This window comes from Crocinitomix catalasitica ATCC 23190, assembly GCF_000621625.1.
In the GTDB taxonomy this organism is placed as follows: domain Bacteria; phylum Bacteroidota; class Bacteroidia; order Flavobacteriales_D; family Crocinitomicaceae; genus Crocinitomix; species Crocinitomix catalasitica.
The window spans coordinates 15,624-37,607 of the sequence record NZ_JHXV01000039.1; the positions used below are offsets into that span (position 1 = coordinate 15,624).

The 21,984-nt window shown below is 34.2% G+C and carries 8 protein-coding genes; 1 reads left to right on the forward strand and 7 read right to left on the reverse strand.

The annotated features are described in order from the left end of the window. The first annotated feature begins 150 nt into the window (after nt 1-150). Complete coding sequence (locus tag T367_RS0117200) at nt 151-1,440, forward strand: DDE-type integrase/transposase/recombinase (protein WP_027420963.1); 1,290 nt, start codon at nt 151-153, stop codon at nt 1,438-1,440. A gap of 387 nt (nt 1,441-1,827) precedes the next feature. Here the strand turns inward: T367_RS0117200 and T367_RS0117205 are convergent, their stop codons facing one another. From T367_RS0117205 to T367_RS0117235, 7 genes are all read right to left on the reverse strand, one after another. After that, nucleotides 1,828-2,313, reverse strand: coding sequence for a hypothetical protein (locus T367_RS0117205; RefSeq protein WP_027420964.1), 486 nt, complete (start codon nt 2,311-2,313; stop codon nt 1,828-1,830). Continuing rightward, on the reverse strand, nt 2,310-10,880 hold the full coding sequence (locus T367_RS0117210) for an RHS repeat-associated core domain-containing protein (RefSeq protein WP_157454288.1): 8,571 nt from the start codon (nt 10,878-10,880) through the stop codon (nt 2,310-2,312). Before T367_RS0117210 ends, T367_RS0117205 begins: the two co-directional genes overlap by 4 nt. A 12-nt stretch (nt 10,881-10,892) precedes the next feature. After that, complete coding sequence (locus tag T367_RS0117215) at nt 10,893-11,597, reverse strand: LolA family protein (RefSeq protein ID WP_027420966.1); 705 nt, start codon at nt 11,595-11,597, stop codon at nt 10,893-10,895. A 3-nt stretch (nt 11,598-11,600) separates the two neighbouring features. Beyond that, nucleotides 11,601-13,184: a hypothetical protein gene (locus T367_RS0117220; protein ID WP_157454289.1), complete on the reverse strand. Its 1,584-nt coding sequence runs from the start codon at nt 13,182-13,184 to the stop codon at nt 11,601-11,603. Between the two features lie 37 nt (nt 13,185-13,221). Next, nucleotides 13,222-18,882 (reverse strand): hypothetical protein, encoded by a 5,661-nt coding sequence (locus T367_RS0117225; protein ID WP_027420968.1) that lies wholly within the window; start codon nt 18,880-18,882, stop codon nt 13,222-13,224. Between the two features lie 6 nt (nt 18,883-18,888). Further along, the gene (locus tag T367_RS0117230; protein ID WP_211252727.1) at nt 18,889-19,437 is read right to left on the reverse strand and encodes a hypothetical protein; all 549 of its coding nucleotides are present in this window, start codon (nt 19,435-19,437) and stop codon (nt 18,889-18,891) included. A 110-nt stretch (nt 19,438-19,547) separates the two neighbouring features. Continuing rightward, nucleotides 19,548-21,984 (reverse strand): DNRLRE domain-containing protein (locus T367_RS0117235; protein ID WP_027420970.1); only part of this gene is annotated, 2,437 nt, incomplete at its 5' end.

Consider the following 21,984-nt stretch of genomic DNA (forward strand, 5'->3'; position numbering starts at 1 on the left):
CAGGTGCCATTTGAAACATTGCTCATTTTACGCATGCATTTCTCAACAAACATCCTTGAAAAGTTACTATTTACATATAATAATACGGAAAACACTTAAACCGAACTCGTATACTTTCTTTTCATTTGTGCATTCTAAATTAAAATTTGAATGCGTCAAAGAAAAAAATATCACACTTCATTAAAAACGGTATATTCACTTGGGTTAGAAACTTTAATTTTACCTCCAGAGTTTACAAATACTATACCTGCTTCAACGATTCATGGGTGGAGGCACGATTTCAATATTAAAAAACAATACGGACAAGAGTTTGCAAAACAAATCGACGAGAACTTATCTGATGCCTCTTCTTTTCTAGAGTTATCATCTGATTTTGATCGAAAAATCATTTTTTCCTTATTGTCAGTAAAACGTTTTTTAATACATCAGCTTTCAAAGAATGGATTCCAAAAATTATTACGAAACAACAAGGAAAAAACGATTCAATTCATTGAATGGATTGACAATAAAACTGACATAGGAAAATCGAAGATTTCTGAATATGTTGGAATTGGAAGAAAAACCATTTCGCATTGGAAAAGACAAATCGAATATACCTGTCATACATCCACTTTAAAAAAATGCCTGATTAAAAATCCAATTCAAGCAACAAAACATGAAATAAATGTAATGAAGAAATTGTTAACTGATCCTGATAAAGCGCATTGGGGAATTCCCTCTATTCAAGGGTTTGCCATTAAAAATAAATTGTGTGTTTTTTCTATTTCGTCTTGGTATAATTACAACCGAATCTTCAAATTCAGAACCTCTATTAACCGATTTAAAAAACCGGTTTACAAGCCTTTAAGAGCTTCATGTGTCAATGAAATATGGCACGCTGACATAACCGTTTTCAAAACACTTGATGGCATTAAAAATTACATCTATACAGTTAAAGATAATTTTTCCAGAAAAACATTGGCTTGGATAATCACGAAATCTGTTTCGGCGAAGTCAAGAATGCAAACTATTCAAATGGCTATAGAAATAGCTTTTCCTGAAAATGCTGGGGCTGTTAGACTTATTACTGATGGTGGACCTGAGAATGACAATCAAACCATCAAGAATTTTATTGTAGATGCCGCTGTCCACATCAACCATCAAATTGCACTTAAAGATATTGTCCAGTCTAATTCTATGGCCGAAGCCACTTACAGATGCATGAAGTCTCATTTTCTATATGGTAAACAAATCAATGATACCAATGAGCTTGAAAAGTATGTAGCATTTTATTTACACGACCATGATTTCGTAAGACCTCACTCAGCTCATAAAGTTTATACCCCTGATGAAGTTTACAACGATTGTGATCCTAGATCGGTAGCTCTTAAACCACTGTATCGTCAAGCGGCAATAGAACGTATCGAAAGTAATAAAATTAGTGGTTGTGGTATATGTTGAGGAAAGAAAACAACCTATCCCTAACCTATCAACTTAGGGTAATCAATAATTTACCATAGGATTCTAATTTTGTTAGGATCAAATGTAAAAGTATCTAATATATTCTGAAAAATAACCAGATTCATAGTAATATCTTGCCTGAACCCAACCATTCGGTATAACGAATCTGTTGTCGTAGAATTAGTTGCGTTTTGCTGAATAGAAAACATCTGTTAGCTAAATCTGGAATGATATTATTAGCCATTTTAGTTTGCAACTTTGTTCCAATTTATTCTAAAATAGTTGATAAATTGAATATATAAATACATCTGCCCAATATTGGGTCAGTTTTGTTGCGGAATCATATGGAGTGTGCACTTAGAATACGCAGCCGGGGACAAGCGCAAGCTAATCAAGAATTGCAAAAAAAACATTCTTTTGAAACCTACAAAAAATACCACTTGTTTTTTGTAAAAGCTCATCATCAAAAATATACGGCCTGACCTTCAGCTTTATAACATCCCCAGAAACAACGCTTGACAACTCAAAATCTAATTTTCTCGGATCTATTAGGACAGACACTCCCAAGCTATCATTTAGAATAATTTCTATAACACCAATAGTTTGTCCGACATTATGTCTATAGCCTCCTTGGCAATAGCTAATAAAAACGCCTTCAATAGTTTTGGCCACCATGAAAGTTTTATAATTTTCTTTCGGACAAACAAACCCTGATTCACCAATCGAATACTCGATTGAGTCATTTTCCTTATAATATAATTCAACCCCGTCAATTATAATAATGGAATCCTGCTTGACTACACCTGCTTGACTATAAACAAAATGAGAACTTAAAAATAATAAGCCGAGAATATAAATTATTTTTTTCATCATTCAGTTATATCTGTTTTAAAATCGACCGCCTCACCACCTGTGGCTTCTATTACGCTATCTGTTGTCACAAAACCGACAGGCTGATGTAAATTCGGAGTCTCCCCTTCCTTATACATATACACAGCCCATATTGAATTGTTTTTGTCTTCTGATTCTGAGCCATAATCCAACAATTTAATATAATCAAATTTGTAATTTCCTTTTGTTATACTTACAACTGAAATATCCTCTTTAATTAAATTTGGGGATCTACTCGTGATACCTGGATATGCTTCCTTCAAAATTTTAGTTTCTTTATCTATACCATCTTGATGAGCATCACTAAAGCTTTCGCTAGAACTAAGTCTTTCCTCAATAAAATGGCCTACTAAAGCTTCTTTAAATTTATCCATACCATCTAAAAGAGATAAATCATGCATATCAACTTCATTACTTCCTCCATCTCTTACATCTCCATCTACAAGAATTTTATCTGATTCCAAAACAGCATCAACAGTTACGGTAATATCCTTCGCAGTAATTGCAGAGATAATGGTGGTTTCAAATTCAGTCAATCCTTCTTTTGTGCCCCCATCTATATAATTATATGATATCATTCCTGTTTCTTGATCTCTTGTAATTGTAATATTCTTCAAAAAGCCTTCAGTCATAGATACAAATTTTTCTGCCTCTTTTCCAGTTACAACAAAATCATTTCCATCAAAATCCACAAATAAAATCGGTGAATTTCCAGCAAAACAATATAGACTAAGCTCAGGATATTTCTTTTCAAGAGCATCCCCGCTCAACCATCTCCCAACTCTTGGATTAAACAACCTCGCCCCAAAGTCATAACTAGTCCCTTTATCCCCCGTCACCTCGTCATCTTTCTCCATACCATTGAACCCATAACGGTAATCCTCTTCACTACCATTCCTGTTAGGCAACAGCATACCAAAGGGATAGTAATCACTATACGAAACCACATCTGCTGTATAATAATCTAATATACCTGATCCTTCAAAGGTTTCCATCTGCAACTTCCTATCCGAAACAACTTCAAGCACGTTACCTAAATGGTTAGATAATTCATACATTTTATCACCGACAACTTGATTGTTGTTTGCTACTTCTATTGTAAACTCAGGATCGTAACTTGCAAGCACCATTAACTCAGGACTTTCGAGTCCTAATCTACTATTTCCATATATGCTACGTTCTGTCAAAGTCAGTTCTTTGTATGGTTCTGTTTCGTTATCTGTTAACGTATAAGTACTCATAACATTGCCTTGGGCGTCCCTAATATAATAAGTTTTATTTAATAAAGTGTTACTATTGTTTCGAACTATTTTAATAATTCGGTTACCCATGGCATCATAAACGAATTCTAAATTGTTTTTAGAACTCCCTAACTCACGAATTATTTTGTGCACTTTTCCAGTAACTTTCCATTCAATAGATACGATCTCCTCTTGCTTATCTTGAATTAATTGACCAATTTCATCATAAGCATAATTATTAATATCATCATATTCTTCGTCATAAACGACAAGCGATAGTTGATCAGCTAAGTCTCCAAGTCCTGCATCTCCTATCATATCATGTACATAAATGAGTTTGTTATTGTTTAATGGATCGTCATAATGATATTTAAAACTATCTATATGTATTTTTTCTGTTTCATCCCACCCCCACCTGTTGAGTTCATCAAGATTTCCATTAGAATCATAACTATAATTACTAGCATATCTAGATTCTGGCGATGCTGCTCCGTTTAAATGTTCTTGTGCCATTTTACGGATCCGGTTCAATTGGTCGTAATTATACATTTTATGGCTTGTACCAATATGAACTTCGTCTTTATCAGTGCTAGCAGTATACATTTCTTTGATGTTGCCATTATATAGATTCTTGCTATGCGAACTTGCAATTATACCTTCACTATACGCTAAAAAGTCATTTCCATGTCTTGCTTGATAATCATTATCATAATAATGTAAACTATAGCCGTAAACATCTTTACCAATCATACTGTTTATACCAACTTTACTATCTTTCCCTTGATCGTGGTGAGCTGATAAATCTTCTGAATTAACGCCTTTAAGCCAACCTTGTATGGTATAGGCAAAATCTGTTGCTTGTACTTTTTTATCTCCTATTTCTACTCTTGCTAGTGGTCCGTGATTGTAATAAAAATACTTGGCGTCTTGTTCCCAAATTATTTTGTCTTTTGAGGTACGAACATTGGTAATTCGGTTGTCGGAATCATATTCGTATTCATGAATAAATTGATCTACCGAATCTTTTTGATAAGTAACATGTTTAACATTACCACTTACTAAATCGTATTCATATTGGGTTTTCTTTTCTGCCTGCCCTAAAACTAACAAGTCAGCATCTGATATTTTCTGGATGAGTTCTTTTACATTTCCATGTACGTCATAATCATAAAATGTAGCATTATCAAAACCTGTATAAGCTTCTTCATCATAACTTTCGTAATAATACACGCCTGTTATACGATTACGTGTATTGTCAGCTGAATAATCCTCAAAATCTCCAGGGACTGCTCCTACAAGTTCGTCATATTTGGTAAGGGTAACTTCTTCTTTTGAGATAAATCCGGTAAGATCCTTAAATTCAACTTCCTTTAAGTCTACTACTAATCCACCATATGTAAATTGCCCATTCTCATTAAAATTGTAACCACTTGATAAAGTCATTTCTCCTACTTCTACTATACGACCTAATCCATCGTATTTTGTATAGCTAAATTGTTCCTCATTTCCTGATAAAACTTCATCGTCGTATGCCAATTGTTTGGCATTTTGAGACACGACTAATCTTCCCAAATAATCATAAGCAAAATAACTTTCTCCGCCATCGGGAGTTTCTTGCCAAACAAGCTGGTTGAGTGAATTATAATGGTATTGGGTTTGGTATGTGTGCTTTGGGATTACATCTGGTTCTTCATCATCAAGATTAGCCGGACTGTTATTGTTTTTTCGAGCAATATTAACACTTTCCATATCAATAGTTGTTTCTATTCTGTCAACTCCTTTTGGTGGCACGGTTTGCACTAAATTACCTGCCTGATCATAATAATACAAGGTGTAATGGTACTCTTTATCTGGATAGTCCATCTCGTAATTTTCAATAAGGCTGCTAATGGCACCTTCTAAATAACGTTGTCGGAAACTTGCTCGGGTATTTTCAAGGTAAGTTTCATAATCTGTTGTTGCATTGACTGTATCAACATTAGCGGTATAATCTTCGCATGGTAATTCGATTATCGTATCTATTTCAATGCTCATTGGGTTAGGACAAAATTGATTGTCTAGCATATAAATATCGTTCACATAAGTTGTCCACTGCTCTTCTGAATCTACATTATCAAGGTAATCGTCATATCCATCAATAACATCCTCCATATCTGTTGTCTCTAAGCTCACGTCATCGTAATATGAAAAGCTTAGTGTTAACTCGGTTAAACTAAATTCTGCGATTGTTAGATAATGATCATCTTCGGGTGAAGTGATTCCAAAGGTTGTTAAATAATATATATATGCAGCTGTTGAATAAGCAAAGTTGGTTTCACAAAACTCCTCTTTTGTATAGGTTTTAAAAAGAAACGCATCTGCATCTAACGCAATTATATCATCATTTAGATCTGTGACTTTATCATTGTATGCCTTCCACTGTTCATCACAGCTATTAGGAGCAATGGCTAGTGGAGTACAATCATTACATGGGGCGTAGTTAAAGCAGTTTGTTCGTTGTTCAGGTGATCCCTGTAATTCTAAAACTACTGTACTTTCATCTGTTAACAAACCTGTAACTGTAATATCATATCCAGGCTCATTTGGAGTGATTACAACATCTATTATAGATTCAAGATTTAGCAAACTGCCAGCTGATGATATTGAAAACTGGAAATCATGACAGCTAGGATCTTTAGATAAATAAAACTTAAAAGCAGTACTCGTCAAATCATAATCATATATTCCAAACTCCACATCTATAAAATCTGCCGTAAAATCTGTGAATGGAAGAATGTTTTTTAATTCTACAATAGGATCTGATGGATCATAATTTATAGGTGCTACAGGAGAAGTAATTAAAACATAATTCATTAATTCTTTTATTCTATTTTCTAAATCACTTTTATCTCCTGGTCCACAATCATCACAACCCAAGTCTAAATCTAGTACATAATCTGTTGCTGCATCTACAAATTCAACGGTTCCTGTTATACTATGAGATTCTGGTTCTAATCCTGTTGGATCTAAATAATTAATGGTTAACTCACTTGTTATGGGATCAAATGATGCGCCTACATATATATCTGTTGCTGCAAGTGCACTAGCAAAAGTGATGGTTATTTTACGAACATCACTTGTTAAAGTAATTACATGGTCGAGACCAAAGGTTTTACTTGTTATTTGGGCTGTCAATCCATAATCACTCAACTGGGTTTCTATTTCTGTGCCTGCATACCAAGCTATATGAGAACTAAGCGATTCAACGGATGGTATTAAGTCTAATTTTTCTGAGACAAATAATTTATTGTAAAGTGCGCCTAGTGCATCACCAAATGATTCTGGTCGACCACATGGAATTGGGTAATCACATTCGCCAATAGCTACTTCTGTACGACCGGATAATACAACCTCTACAGTATCTAATCCAACTACCACTTTTGCCAAAACTTTAAACAGGTAATCGTCTGCAATTAATGAATTGGGGATATAATACATCATTTCCATACCTACTATATTTGTCCAATTCCAAGCCCAATCAACTGTTGGTTTTTCTAATATTATAGAATTATCTAATTCTAAACCATCAACTGTATTGGTTGCAGTAAACTTTAAATCTACCCCCACTGCTGCCGTTGTAATATTTACAGGATATGGTGATACAACATCTGGGTCTGGGCGAAGACCTCCTCCCATTTCGAAATATAAGTCTCTGGTAAATTCAGGTATTAAATCACTATCAGTTACTGAAGGTGTGAATAAACCACGATGTGCCATTCCATTTAAGAACATTTCTACGTCTAGAATAAAAGCACATTTCCCTGTTGAGCCATATGTAGCTGCATCAGCTTCTTCACTCAATGCCTCTATAGCTTCATCATCTGGGAGACTGGCATCATATAAATTGTCGATTCGTGTAAATCTTGGAATATCTTCTGCAAACCGTCGTGAATACAGACCATCCATCCATGGGTAAGGTTCATCTTCGCTTCCCGCTGAAATTATTGCATCTAAATATAAACTTACGATTGTACCAAAAAAAGTTTCGTATTGAATAAAACCTAAAATGGCTGGAGGTGTAGGTCCTACTGCCGAACCTATAAAATCATTATAACAGCCATTTCTAATCGCATGCATATCTCTGAATAATTGATCGACTTTTCGCTTTTCCCCTAAGTAAGTTTGTTTATAAGTTGCCCAGATGTGATCAAGCTGATCGTCTGTGTAAGAGCCAGTCTCTAAAGCATCTAAATCTCCGGGTAAAGTACAATCCCCATCCAAATCTAATCCACATAATACCACTCGCATACTATACTCCCAAATATTCCATCCTGACCCTTTATAATTGGTCATGATTTCTTCCATTAAATTTTCCTTTATCCCGTTTCCGTCAACATACTCACCTAAAATCATAGTAGCATCATCTAACAATACATAATCATCTATTATAACATAAGGGTCTTTATCCATTAGAGGAAAATCATCTATAAATGGATTTCCAATTAAGTCAACCCCCAAAACATTACCAATTGATTTAGCATCAGAATAACTAGTCACGTGCTGTAAATAATTATTATAGGTCTCTGAACTGATATTTTCACTTCCCACTAAAGCTGTTTCAGAACAGATTTCTTCAGTATAAGCCAAATAACAATACTCTGGATGGTATTCAATTAAAAACTCACTCCAATGCGACTTCCAATGAGGGAAAACATCACTGAAATGCAATAAATATTTTGCATTTAAGCTATATGTTCCCGATTCTGCAGGAGTACCCCCTAAGCCTTCACTTACCCCTAAAGGCGTAATTGGTGGTGTATAATCTGCTCCATCAAAATAGGTTAATACTTCATATGACAAACCTGTTACTTCATCAGTATAGTCGGACGAGGGGTAATGCCAGTTTTTATCAATATTTAATGTCCCTTGTCCTAAAACATTTGGTGAATTAAAAACACTAGTCAAATCATCGGCTTCCGTGCCTCCATATTGACCTCCTGGACTTAAGTCTGATAACATCATTCGTTTAGCAATAAAACAGGCGTTTAATCCCATTTCATCAAAAATCAAATCTTCTTCTGGAATCGTATCACCACAATCTACTGTAGATATAAAAAAGTCATCAAAAGTCAATAAACATGGATTATTGGCCATGTAATGATCTGTATATTTATCTAAAGTATCTTTATTGACACGGATAAGTTTTGATACGGTATAACTCCCTTTATCAAGTGTACTTTTAAACGAATAACTTTTATCTAAACCTGTCGAAGAGGTATACATGGGATCAGCAGTTGATCCTGAAATTATATCGGTGATTACTCCGGTTATTGTTGCACTCTCGCCCTCTTTTACAACGCTATAACCACAATCGTCTGATACATTTAAGCCTAAGTTATAGGCATAAGGATAACCTATTCCTAACAAACTTAAACAACTATCTTGAAAAACGCCTGTTCTTACACGATAATCAAATTCATAATCTACACCATTATCGGTACAACCTAATTGGGTGTTAAATCGCAAAGCGTCAACTAGTGGACTAAAAGTAGGACTTACAAATTTTTCATTGTCATCAATATCGGTATCTACACTATCTACATGTTCTTTATTTAAAAGGTCTACACTCTGCAGAACATGTTGCCCTCCACCCTCTTCTGCTAAAGACATTAAACTTGGATCTGCGCCATTGCCTCCTGTAGTATTATCTCCAGCTAATGATGTCGCGATTACACGTCCTTGAGGATCTAAATAACTAACACTTACCTGTCCATTCGCGTCGACAACCATGTTTTTTTTGTACCTACTTTTATAACCTACTTGGTATCCAAATAAACGGTTGAGTTCTTCTTGAAAGGGTTGTAAATAATAATATTTTATAGCATGTTCACCATCTAATATAAAATCTCTTCCAACTCCACTTTGGGAACGGATTCGACCTGTATTATCGGGTGTGTATTGGACTTGTACAAAGGGTATCGTATCAGCATCGGGAACATAATCTTGCCAATTGCCTTGGGCTGAAGGCACAGATGAATAATATCTTGAGGCTCCACTTTCAGTACTCATTCCTTTCACTGCGGCTTCACAAACTCCTGTATCCCAATCAAAATCATAATGACTATAGGGTACACTTAACCTATTCACATTTAAACTGGAATAATATTTTAATGCACTATTGCCTACAGGCGTTGGTAATATTTGTATAGCACTACGACCTTGGTTGTCATAAACATTCTCACCTACAATGGCTTCTTTATTGCTATTGATTCTGGTCACCGTTTGACGGTTACGTAAACTGCCATCAAAATAGGAAACGATTTCTTTTTTCTTCCCTTCTTCTGCATAAACAGCTTGGTATTGCCAATTTTTTAATGACTCATGTTCAACTGACACGCGCACATAATGTGGCCAATCTAAAACCTTATCTTTGGACCCAATACCAGAACTCCATTTACCATATTTACGCTTGTCTGTATCTGCCAATTCTGCATCGGTCCAAACTCCTACCGCACGAACACGATAGATAATATATCCTTTGGCATAAATTAAAGGAATTCGATAACGCTGAGCCTTTGTGATAACACGGGTGTTGTTTAACTCAAAGTCCCGCTCGTTAAATGAAATTTTATCTGCACCCAAAAAACCAGTAAATGTATTCCTATAATTATCAACCCAAGTCCACTCCAATTCATATTCTTCCGCTCCTTCGATATAATCCCACCAAAATTCTAGCTCTTGTTCATTTTCTTCAATCTCTGCTGCAAGTCCCAAATCATGTGTTATTGTTTCTAAATTATTATCTGGATTAAACTTTACTGAATTACATCCCAATACAGGTAGCTCCTCCGTATCTAAATCATAGTATCTATCTATTGTTAGCTCGGCTTCTAAATACAAATTACTTGGTATAACTCCTCCAACGCCCTCTACTTCTATGACATATCGATGGAAACCTTCCCTTTTATAATAATTTAAATCTGTTGTATTAAGGCCACCAATAGGTGAATAATCTACTGTCAAAGTCACTTCTTCTTCGTCTACTAAACCTCCTAAATTATCATAAGCTTTTATTACAACATCTAAATTAAATGTATAAGCACTCATATATCCATAACTCGTGCGCTCATCAATACCTAATTTTAACAACAAAGTAGCTGATTTGTCTTTGAAAGTACCTGAAAGTAATTCGGGGAATCGACCGTCGACAATTGCTAAGCTAAAATCGCTGCCCAATTTTGTTGAACTCGCACGATTCGTATAGGTCTCCTCCATTGAATACAATGTGGTACTTATTAAAAGAGTGAAGATGTAAACAAAAAATTTCATATCTATCTTAATTTAATTTGAACGAAGATCTATAACTTCGTAATTCGAATACTTACCTATACCAGCAATAACTTGGTTTGATTGATTAATATAATTTGCTGTACTCAAAATATTATCCTTATCCCTCCAACCTTTTTTAAAATATGTATAGTCAACAACGAGTTTTGGTAAACTCTCTTCTTTTGAAAAAAAGTCTTTAGAAAAATCCATTTTCGTCGAATAATAAAATGTCATTTGAGAAATCAAATAATCTTTCGTGACAATTAGTTTTATCTTACTGAAAGGAAGATTTATTTCATCTTTGATTAATAATTCTATGTATTTTTCTCCATTGATATCTTGTACATATAGTTTTTCACAAAAGGTCAATAAAACATCTATTTTATAATCTAAAATTTGCGCAGGGACCGCATTTGAAATAAATATACGTTGCTCCTTATTGTCAATTTTTAAATTGAATTCATCAGATGTGAGCAACTCAAAATCTTCAACGGTTCTATAAGTATTGGTGCCATACATTAAAAAGACGGATTGATCAAAACTGTATTTATCCAAAGAATTATGTGATTTATATAATGAGTAATTCATTTTCAATTCCAATGAATTTATTCCTTCATAATTTTGTCTTACTTTATTCAAGAATGACTCAGGTGTTTCAGCCGAAAATCCTTGTAAAGTAAAAAATATTATAAGTGATAATCTAAATAACTTAATCATACATTAATCTTTTTTGATCGTTCCCGATCTAGTTTCCTGAATAGTGACAATACCTTTACTCGTTTCCTTTTTTATTCTTATTAAACCACCTTCTTGATCATATTCGTAGAAAGTTGCGTAATTATTATCATCGAGTTCTGACAGAAGCCAAAATGTTTCTTTGTCATAAACATAAGATTTCATGCTACCATTAAATGGGTGAATCCGTATATCGTCAAAATAGGTCGTATCAGTCTCATCAGCTCCAAATTTCACCTCAAAATCTGTTGTCATATCAGGAATCGTAAATTCTCCGACAATTCTTTGCCAACCATCAATTATGTCACCTGTTGGAAAGAAATAAGTACTTGTATTTGGACCAACAAAATAAAATTCAACATATGCATCTTCTACTTCCAAAGGATCAATATCTTCACCACTCGCATAATTTTCTGGGTTAAAGGTTTTCACTTGACCTTCATCAACATGCACCCATGCACTCATCCAATATCGCTTACCAATGTCTGGTCGAAAAGAATTACAAGAATCGCAAGGCTCTGGCAGTGAATCATTATGGGGTATTATAAAATTTAAAGTTTTACTTGAAACACAATATCCTATAGTAGATGTTAAACTGAACTCCCAATTTGCGGAATAAGTTCCAGCTTCTAAATTTTCTAGATTCAATATAATTTCATCTTCTACAAATGAACCTGCAACACTTCCTATAGGAGAATCATCATCAAGAACATTAACAACTTCAAATGATTCCGACCATATGAATGTCTCAAATATAAATGGGCCTAAACCAGTATATGGATCAAAAATATATTCCGAAAATCTAAATTGGATAAGGTTATCCGACGGACCATAAATAAATGGTAAGATCTCAAAGTCTGCAGATGCTCCTATTAAATTAATTTCGCTATAAGGGTACATACCTATAAAAGTCTCTAAAGAAGTCCCATTTTCAATATATTGAACATCTTGAATACAAGGAATCCCACCAATAATAAATTCAACAGTAGCAGACATTGAATAAGCGCCAGGCAATTCAAATGCATAAGATAACTCTAACGATGTCCCAGTATTTATTATATCACCATCTTCACCCATCATCCAATTTACATCATTGATTGAAAAACCACCTAAAGGTGTTGTCTCTATTTCATAATCATCATATGGATCCCAATAAGGATAACATATTGGACCACGATCTTTAAAAAGAGCCAATGGACAACCACTTGGATTAACAACAGTCACAGTAATGGTAGATCCGTCGCCATCACAAGGATCTTCATTGATAATTTCAAAATCAACTTCATATGTGCCAGCTTCGCTGTAAATATATTTTCCAATTATCTCGCCCGTTGAAAAATCCAACCTCTCTTGATCTGGCTCACCTATCTCACCAAATGATAGTAATCCCGTACACGTCTCACAATCCTCACTTACCCCAGTATAAGTAACAATTAATGTTTCTCCAACTTCGATTGTGATATCAGAAACAGTAAAAGTGGCATCCATATCAGGACATTGACCTGAAACCTTAACAACCATAAAAAACAGACAAAAGGTTAAGACGGTATTTTTTAATTTTATATTCATTTTTAATGGATTTGATTCGATTCGAATAACAATTCTACTATGGTTCATAAATTACAATCCCTTCACAAGCAACACGATAACTTTCCGATATTGTTGAACCTGCAGTTATTTTTAAACTATAACGGCCTGTATGTGATTTATATGAAGTTGTATCTGCTATAGCATCCCTAAAACCAAAATGTGCATTATCTGAACAGCCTCCAAATCCATATTCTTCAAATCCGTCATATCCCATTTCTTTGTATTGTGAATTCGCAGCTACAGCCATCGGAAAAGAATAATTATATCCATATTGCGCAGAAGAATATCGATCAAGTGCATCTCTATTTTCTAGCTCAAATCCAAAGGGGCTAAAATTTGTAATTTCTGACGTGGACTGCCAATTAGCATCATGTTTACCCCAATTTCCGCCACCATCTACTCCATAAAACGGTCTAAACGAATTATAAAAACCGTCGTTTCTTGGATTTGGACTATCCGCTTGTTGATGTCGTCCTGTTAAATAAAGATGTGATCTATTGGCACGATAAACTCCTTTTTTATTTTTAACATATTTATTCTCAACTTCTTCCTCTGCAACTACGCCACATTCACATTGATCATTCCACCTTTCAGAAAAATCCACCGCTCCTGCATTCACAATTTTATATTTATTCCATTCGTCAGTAATTAAAAAATTAGGAGGAATCTGTCCAGCACCGAAAAAACTCATTGGATTTTCTCGCATTACTACTGACCCCATAGAGGTTGATTGCAAATTTCTGCGTCCAGAACGAATGATTTTCATACTTCCTGCTTCTGAAGGAGCCACAGGTGCTCCTGTTTCATCAATCATACTAAAACCAAATCCAGTGACATTATTAATCCAAGCATGACGAGGTGTTCCTATATCTAGGTCTTCGTCTAGTAAAATAACTTCGTCACCTTTAAACAAATAATCGCTTTCATAACCTGGTACTTCAGCGTCTAATATTGTCCCTCCGGCAGCATATTTAAGAATCATTCCTCCATTTAAACTCGCTAAACTCATTCCTTTATAATACCAGTGAGCAGGATAATTAAATGAATAATATTTATCGCCATATTCATTTACAGTCTCCGTTAATAAAACATCTCCGGAATATGCATCCCATAACAAATTCCTAGTAAATACAGCAGCTCCTGCATCATACGCAATCACTTCTCTTTGAATTCCAAAAGTATTGATCACTTTTGTTGTCACTGATATATTCATTTTATCCTCATGAAAAGCATAATCTGGAAGCGGTAATGGAATTAATCCTGGAAACACGCCAATAAAAAAAGTTGCTAAGTTGGTGTTTAGCCCTACAACTTCAGTTGTTGATTTCATTTCTCTAAAATCATTAATTACATCATATTCTACACCTAAAGTTTTTTTCTTAATTTTTCCATCCGGATACACAACATCTACAGAATTATTTAATACACCAGGATTATGACTTACTGCATTAAATGGATCCGCACCATCTTCAGAGGTAAAATGATCGTAATGATAATCAGCTCCAGAAATAAAATCATCTTCACCTTCATGCCCTTCTGCATAAACGCGTTGACTTTTCATTTTTCCGTTCATATCATTCAAATGCACCAAATAACCTTGTGAACCCGTTATATGTTTTTTATGGTTAATATTCAATAATGTTGCGATAAGCCTTGGCTCATCTTCTTCAATATCTAGAGCAGTTTGATCAACTTTGACAGGATAATCCTTACTTGTAAAAAATTCAGTTACAACTTTTCCTGTCGCATGTTTTTCAACCTTATTCTCTCCCTCAATTCGTTCTAAATTTTTCACTGTAACCGAAGAATAAGTAATTGTAGGAGACGGAAAGAAAGACTCACCAAAAGGTTTTTCCATATAATTCTCTTCATCTGGTGCTAGTAATCTATTCACATTAACGTATACAGGTTGAACTAAAGGATTTTCTTTAGATCCAACTGGTTCGTATGTGGCAACCCCGCTCGAACCACCAGTTGATAATGCATAAGTATATTCTTGTCCATATTCTTGTCCAATTGTAAGGTCCCCTGGCGTCATACTGGTCCATTCATCCGTCATTTCAAGTTTCTTAACTCTTGAACCTCCTCCCAACTTATTTTTATTAGGATTCATTAATCGTACCCAAGATTTTTCAGGAATAATTCTTCTACACATTTTACTGTCACGAATCGACCCATTTGGTCCCTTAAACATATCTTTGAGACCATCCGTAGCGCCTTTTAATGTGTTAGCAATAGCTTCTACACCTGAACTTGGATCTGGTGAGGGCAAATCATAAATATATTTTGGTAAATACTTACGCCCATAGTGCCAACTAGCTTTTGAAATTGGATTAACCATTCTACCTGACCGCCCAATATACCCTTCCATATCAACTTGTTTCATTGGAACACTACCGTATAAAGTATCTTCCCATTCGAAAACATCATAACCAAGACCTGAATCAAATTCAAAATATCCACTTACAAAATCAAATTCACCTTTACTTTTCCAAGCATCTGAATTTTTTCCTCCATTTCTATTAAAATTTGTAAAAACTCTAAATTGAATTAACTCTTTTTGATACCTAATTATTTCTTGCAGATAGTTCTCATAAAATTTTTGTTTGACTGCTATTTTATCAACGGCAGTAATAAAAGGCATTTGCTGCTCTTCTTTTGCTAATTTCACATAAACATACTTCGCTTCGTTAGCTTCATTAAGTCCCGTATATAATAGGTCTTCCTCATTTCCTTGATTAATTTGACCTAATCCATCAACTCCACCAACGTCAAAATAGTCCTCCCCACTTGGGTTAAGATCGGATCCTACTCCAGCTAATTTAAACATCCTCATGGCCGTTTTATCTTGAACATATTGATAATCATCAGATTCATAATCCACTTTTATGATACCTCCAGAGGGAAGATGAATATCTGTTAATGTCCATGCAGCAGTATAATCATTAGCTAGATCGTCCTGTTCAACATAATTAAATTCAGGTGCAGTTAATGGTTCTAAAATTCCGCCTTCTGCAGATAATCCCATTTTTTTGTTCGGCTTATAATTACCCCAAATATCATATCCTTTTAGGTTATAATTAGGGTTTAAAGCGCTGTCCATTTCTCCATCATGATCTTTATCACAGTATTGGAATTTATAACCTGAATATTTACCTAAGTTAGAATCTCTATATCTAAAATAAACTTCTTTTAACGTCAATTTACCTTGTGTTGCATTTGCTCCGTTTGGTATGTTTTTACAGAGATCATAATTGTATTCGAAAATTACTGTTTTTATAGGTGTAGCTGTAGTCATACAATTCCCATAAGATAGACCATCAACAATCTCTGCATCCCCTATAACTTCTCCTGTAGAATATAAAGCTACACTATCTAATTTGTACATTTTAACGTCAATATTCTTTCCTCCATCTTCTTTTAAAACACCATAAGCGTCTTCCCTTGGAGAACAATAAAATAAAGCAACATGTGTTTTTGTATCAATTCGTTTAATGTAACCAACTTCTTTTTCACCATACATATATGAAGCCTTATCATCTGTTTTATCTGTTAAAATTCCTTGATTATAGTTTGCAGAATCTAACTGAAACGGAACCCTCCACTTATAATTATTATCCAATCTCCTATATTCGAATTTTGTGTACGAACCTAAATCATTTTCACTGGGGCCATTTCCATCAACATCAGAATAATCGGTTGATAAAAGTGTCGTCAACAAATAAGTATGCGCATAAATTGGGGTTGTTATCCTTTCAAAATATTGGTCTCCCTTTTTATTATCAACCGAATTATCAACACCAGGCTCATACTCTGTTAATCCCGTTCTTAAGTTAGCTTTAGTACTAGGATCTGCTCCTTCTATTATTTCTCCACCAACTTTTTTACCAACGGAGAAAGTTACCTCACGTTTTGTAATATTATATAAAGCCTCACCGTAAATATATCGTGCACCATCATTTCGTGTTACTATAAAACCGGCGGTTTGATTATCAGCAATTTCTGAACTTTCATTCAGATTAAAACCTATTAAATCTCCAGCCACTTTAGCTTCAGACATTGAAATCTTTGTGATTGATTGATTTTTTCGTACCCTTTCACTTCTTTTTAGACTTTCTTCATCTAATGGATTAACGTGATTAAATGCTCTAGGAATTGTAGGATGTTTAATATTAAATTTATTTAATAATTTTCTGTGAAATTTATCTGTTGAAAATGGAATGTAAAGTGGCGAATAACCACCTAAATTTTGACTTGAGCTACCAAATACATCACTATCTTCATCTACAGATAAATCTCCGACATTTTTATAATAAACCTCTTCATATTTCGGGTTTAAATTTTCATCTGATTTAAATGTTCTTAATGCTTCATTATTATTCTCCCACAGTCCTGCCTCACTAGTAGATGATGTTAATTCAAGATCAAGACCAGCATGAACAGCTTGCCCTCCTCCAATTTCAGCTCCAAACGTTCCACCTTCACTATTATTACTTACAAAATTATCATTAACATAGCCAACTTGAGACCTATATGGTCTAAACATCCCGCCAACACCTTGTCCTTTGACACTATATATGTCATACGTGTAATTAGTAACAGGCAGATTAACGGTATTTTTACTGAAATTCCCATCTTTTTCACGATTAAAATCTAAAACAGCTCTTTTATTTTGATTGCCTTGATGTGTATGATCATAGCCATAAGCAGATTCTACTCTATTTCTGTATCTTTCAGCTATTATTTGAGTAGAAGCAAATCCACTCAAATTTACTTGAGGTTCCACTCCAAAAACCTCTCCCCCTCCTGAAACATTAACCGTTGCGCTTACATTATCCAATCCGTCATTCACACTTGGTGTATATGTATTATTAACGTAACTTACAGATGAACCGCGTGATGATAAAGATGATATAACAGCTTCCTTCAGTACTCCCTCACTAACATAGTCTTTCGTTATAGAAGCTGATGAAGACATATTTAGATTAGAAAGACCTTGTCGAGAATTAAACGATGCTCCAATACTACTTCCTAACTTCAGATCTCTATTTTTAGCACCTTTAATTTTTGTGCTTATACCTAAATTTGGTGATATGCTTAATCCATTTTCATCAGCGGAAACATTCAATCCTAGATTCACCATATTTGCAATATCAAAAGAAATACCAGCGGATGGGGAAATACTTACACCATTATAGCTATTGTATTTAGCTGTTACACCAATACTTCCTTTTATTGCATCAACACCAAACAGTGCAGCGTTAATTTTTGTGCCAGCACCAACTGTATAATTCTCTTTGATGTTTTTTTCATATTGGACTTCTTCACCAGCAAAGTCGTCAGGCAATCCTCTCATTTGTCGATTAATTTGTCCAATGCTTAAATCCCAACCTAAGCCTACCCACGAAGCTTCTTGGTCCATGCTCACTCCTGAACTGTATGCAAGGTTAATAGGGAATCCCCCGACATCTAACAAAGGTAAATTATAAGAAAAATCACCTGATCCTAAATCAACCATATCTGATGTTCCGATGGGTGTGAAAGCACTGAACTCTGGTTGTGCTGGACCACCAGTCAAACCATAACTAACACTTGGATTAAGCGTTGATAAAAAAACCAAGATCATAAAATAACTTGCAACCTTGGTGAATGAATTATTTCTTATTTTTAATATCATAATCGATTAATAATTACTTGTAAATAAATCCTGAGTTAAAGGGAAATTCATTAACCCATTTCCGAAAATTTTATCATCATAGAAAAATTCAGTAATTTCATTTTGATGAGAATCAGGAAAACTTAATAGTATTCTTTCGAAAGGTGCTACATGAAAATTTCTTTCAAAGTGTACAAATAACGGTCGCACTGTGTCGTTATTCATATTTATCATATAGAAATCATTAATAATACCTGATGACAAATAGGAAATTGCTTCGTCTAAATTACCTGAGAGATGCTGTTTTATCAAATCTCTTTTAGAAATTGATTCAAATTCGAAATAACAAATAGTTTCTTTATTTATTTCTTGAAGTGCTTTTTCCATTTCGCTACTATTTACCCCTTTTTCAATAAGAAACAATTCATTAGGTATTATTTTTATGGTATACGAAATATCCTTTTTTAATCGTTTAACCTGGTTAATAACATATTTTTTCTCTTTCAAAATTTTAAAAGTATTTGTCTGAATACAATTATCTTCAACAGCAATTTGCGGTGAGGACTCTATTGCCATAACATGTTTTTTACATTCTAATTCTGATTTGTTTGGACTTAGATTATCAAATCCACACCCATTCAAAAATGTCAAAACAAATAATAGTATCATTATATTTATTACATTCATCATTGTACTTTAAATCTTAAATACCAATCTTCACCTTTTTGATTATAAATTTCAAGAATATAAACCCCACTTGATAATGAAGAAACATCTAAAAGCAAACGGTTGTCACCAAATACTTGAATTAAATCATCCAATCCTTCTTGAAATTCACCTTTGAAATTTTTAACCTGATAATTCAAATTAAGGTCTACCAAATCGACATATTCTTCATTAAACTCGAATCGCAAGGTATCATCACTAGGCACAAGGAAATATCCTCCTTTTATGTCGCGTTTTGGTTCTACAAATTGATCAGGAATAAAGTCACAAAAGTTAACTATCGTATTTAAATATCTTGATTGATTCAATTGATGTATACTTAATTCTAATTTCCCTACATCAGCATCAGAAGATTCATAAAAAACACCATCTTCACCATTTACAAAAATTCCAAAATGACTATTTAAATTTTCGATTCTCCAAGTATTATTCAGTGAATGTCCTAAGGGTTCAGAAGTTCCATCTAAAACCATTCCACGGTTACCTGAAAATGTAGAATTAATAATACTAAAAGCTAGTTCATCGGATTCAATATTTTTTAAGTGTATTACTTCCAATCCACTACTTCCATAGAGCAATTCATTGTATACGTCTGAAGTAAATTGAATCCATTTTATATTTTCATCTGTCTCATCTGGATCCACAGGATTATAATTTAAAGTATTTACACTATTTGCTGTTCCAGCACCTAATGCATAAGTAGGATCTTTTTGAATAGTATTTAGCGGCACAACAAAAGAATTTTCCAAATCTTCCCACTCCACAACATAACCGATAGCTACTTGTTTAATTTCCCAGCTTGAATATCCATATGGCGGAGTTGAATTATTATAGAACGTTGTTAAAGTATATGAACCCATTGGCACTTCTTCAAATATCAAATTTCCATCCTCATCTGAAATTGGATCCGTAATTTCAACTCCAGTGATGTTATTCTTTAAAAAAGAAAAAGTTAAAGGCTCTATATAACCCGATTTTACGAGTGTGATTTCACCCGTATTTCGCACCCCACATTCTAAGTACTCTATCCTGGTTGCTACACCTGGGCGTCTATATCTTCCAATAAAAATTATTCTATAGAACCTTACTACTGCCCCCATACCTGCGATATCCAAAGAAAGATCATTTTCAGCTAAAGTGCCAAGGGTTAACTCTACTACTTCTGTGTCATTGAGAAGTAAAGTAAAAACATCTCCATCTTTGAATATTTTTACTGTGCTACCATCCGCAATTGAAACACTTGATGAACTTAAAGTACCATTCTCTATGTATCTTAGCGTATTGTTATCATACATAGCAACTCCAAAATCAATATCCGATACTGAGGAAGCTCTCGATTCAGATGTTTTATTGAACCCAATTAGACAATCACCAACATCATCTACTGTAAACTGAATACCTCCATAAATGTCATCAACTAATAAATCTCCTCCTAATCTACAAGCACCACTTGAACTTGCCTGGCTTGATAAATACAATTCTTGAGAATTTGAAATTTCAACATCTAAATTATTCTGTAAAACCACCTCCCTCGAAAGTATCGTATCCACCTCCATTTGTTTATTACCTTGACTATCAAATACTGCAATAAAATATCTTCCTGCCGGCAGATGTTCAAATCTATAATAATTGGAATCTATATCGGCCGTAAAAAAATCTACACTATCAATTAAATCAAATTCTTTAATTTCATCCCATTCGTCTATCAAAGAACCAATACTTCCATTTTTAATCATGTACCTGTAAGGAAGCGTACCTTCTGGCGCAAAAACATGGATATTTCCAACGTTGATCGAATCAATAAATTCAATCTCCAAAGGAACTTTTACCTTAAACTCAAATTCAATAAAATTCAAATTATTTGCCTCTCCTTTATATGACCGATCTGCAAAACTCCCATTACCATAAGAATCAAGCTCTAATTCAAATCCGTAATTCTCAGACGGATTTTCAACCCAATAATCAACAAAAGGTAAAATTGAAATCGTATCCCATAGATGACTAGTTTCATATCCTATTGTTGTAGTTGTGGGAATGTTAATTGCAGAAAGTGCAGTTGCATTAGGCCTAGTATTCCAAGTAACACTATACTCATTCCAATTAGCTGTAATTCGTGCTAAGTTTAATTCATTTGAAGAATTATTATCCCTGTAAAACTGAGAATATGCCTTCATTTGAATCTCTGCTTTGGTAAAGGTTAGTTGGTCATCAAAATCAATATTATAACGCATTAAACTCGCACTCTCATAGTTGCTAGGGGAATCCGTTACGTCTAATTTATAATTTGAAAAGGCATAATTGCTGTTTTCTCTATCAATTGGATTCTGACCACCTGGTTTATCACGTGAAATTGAAACAAAATCTTGATAACTATTATTCGGATACAAAATCCCTTTG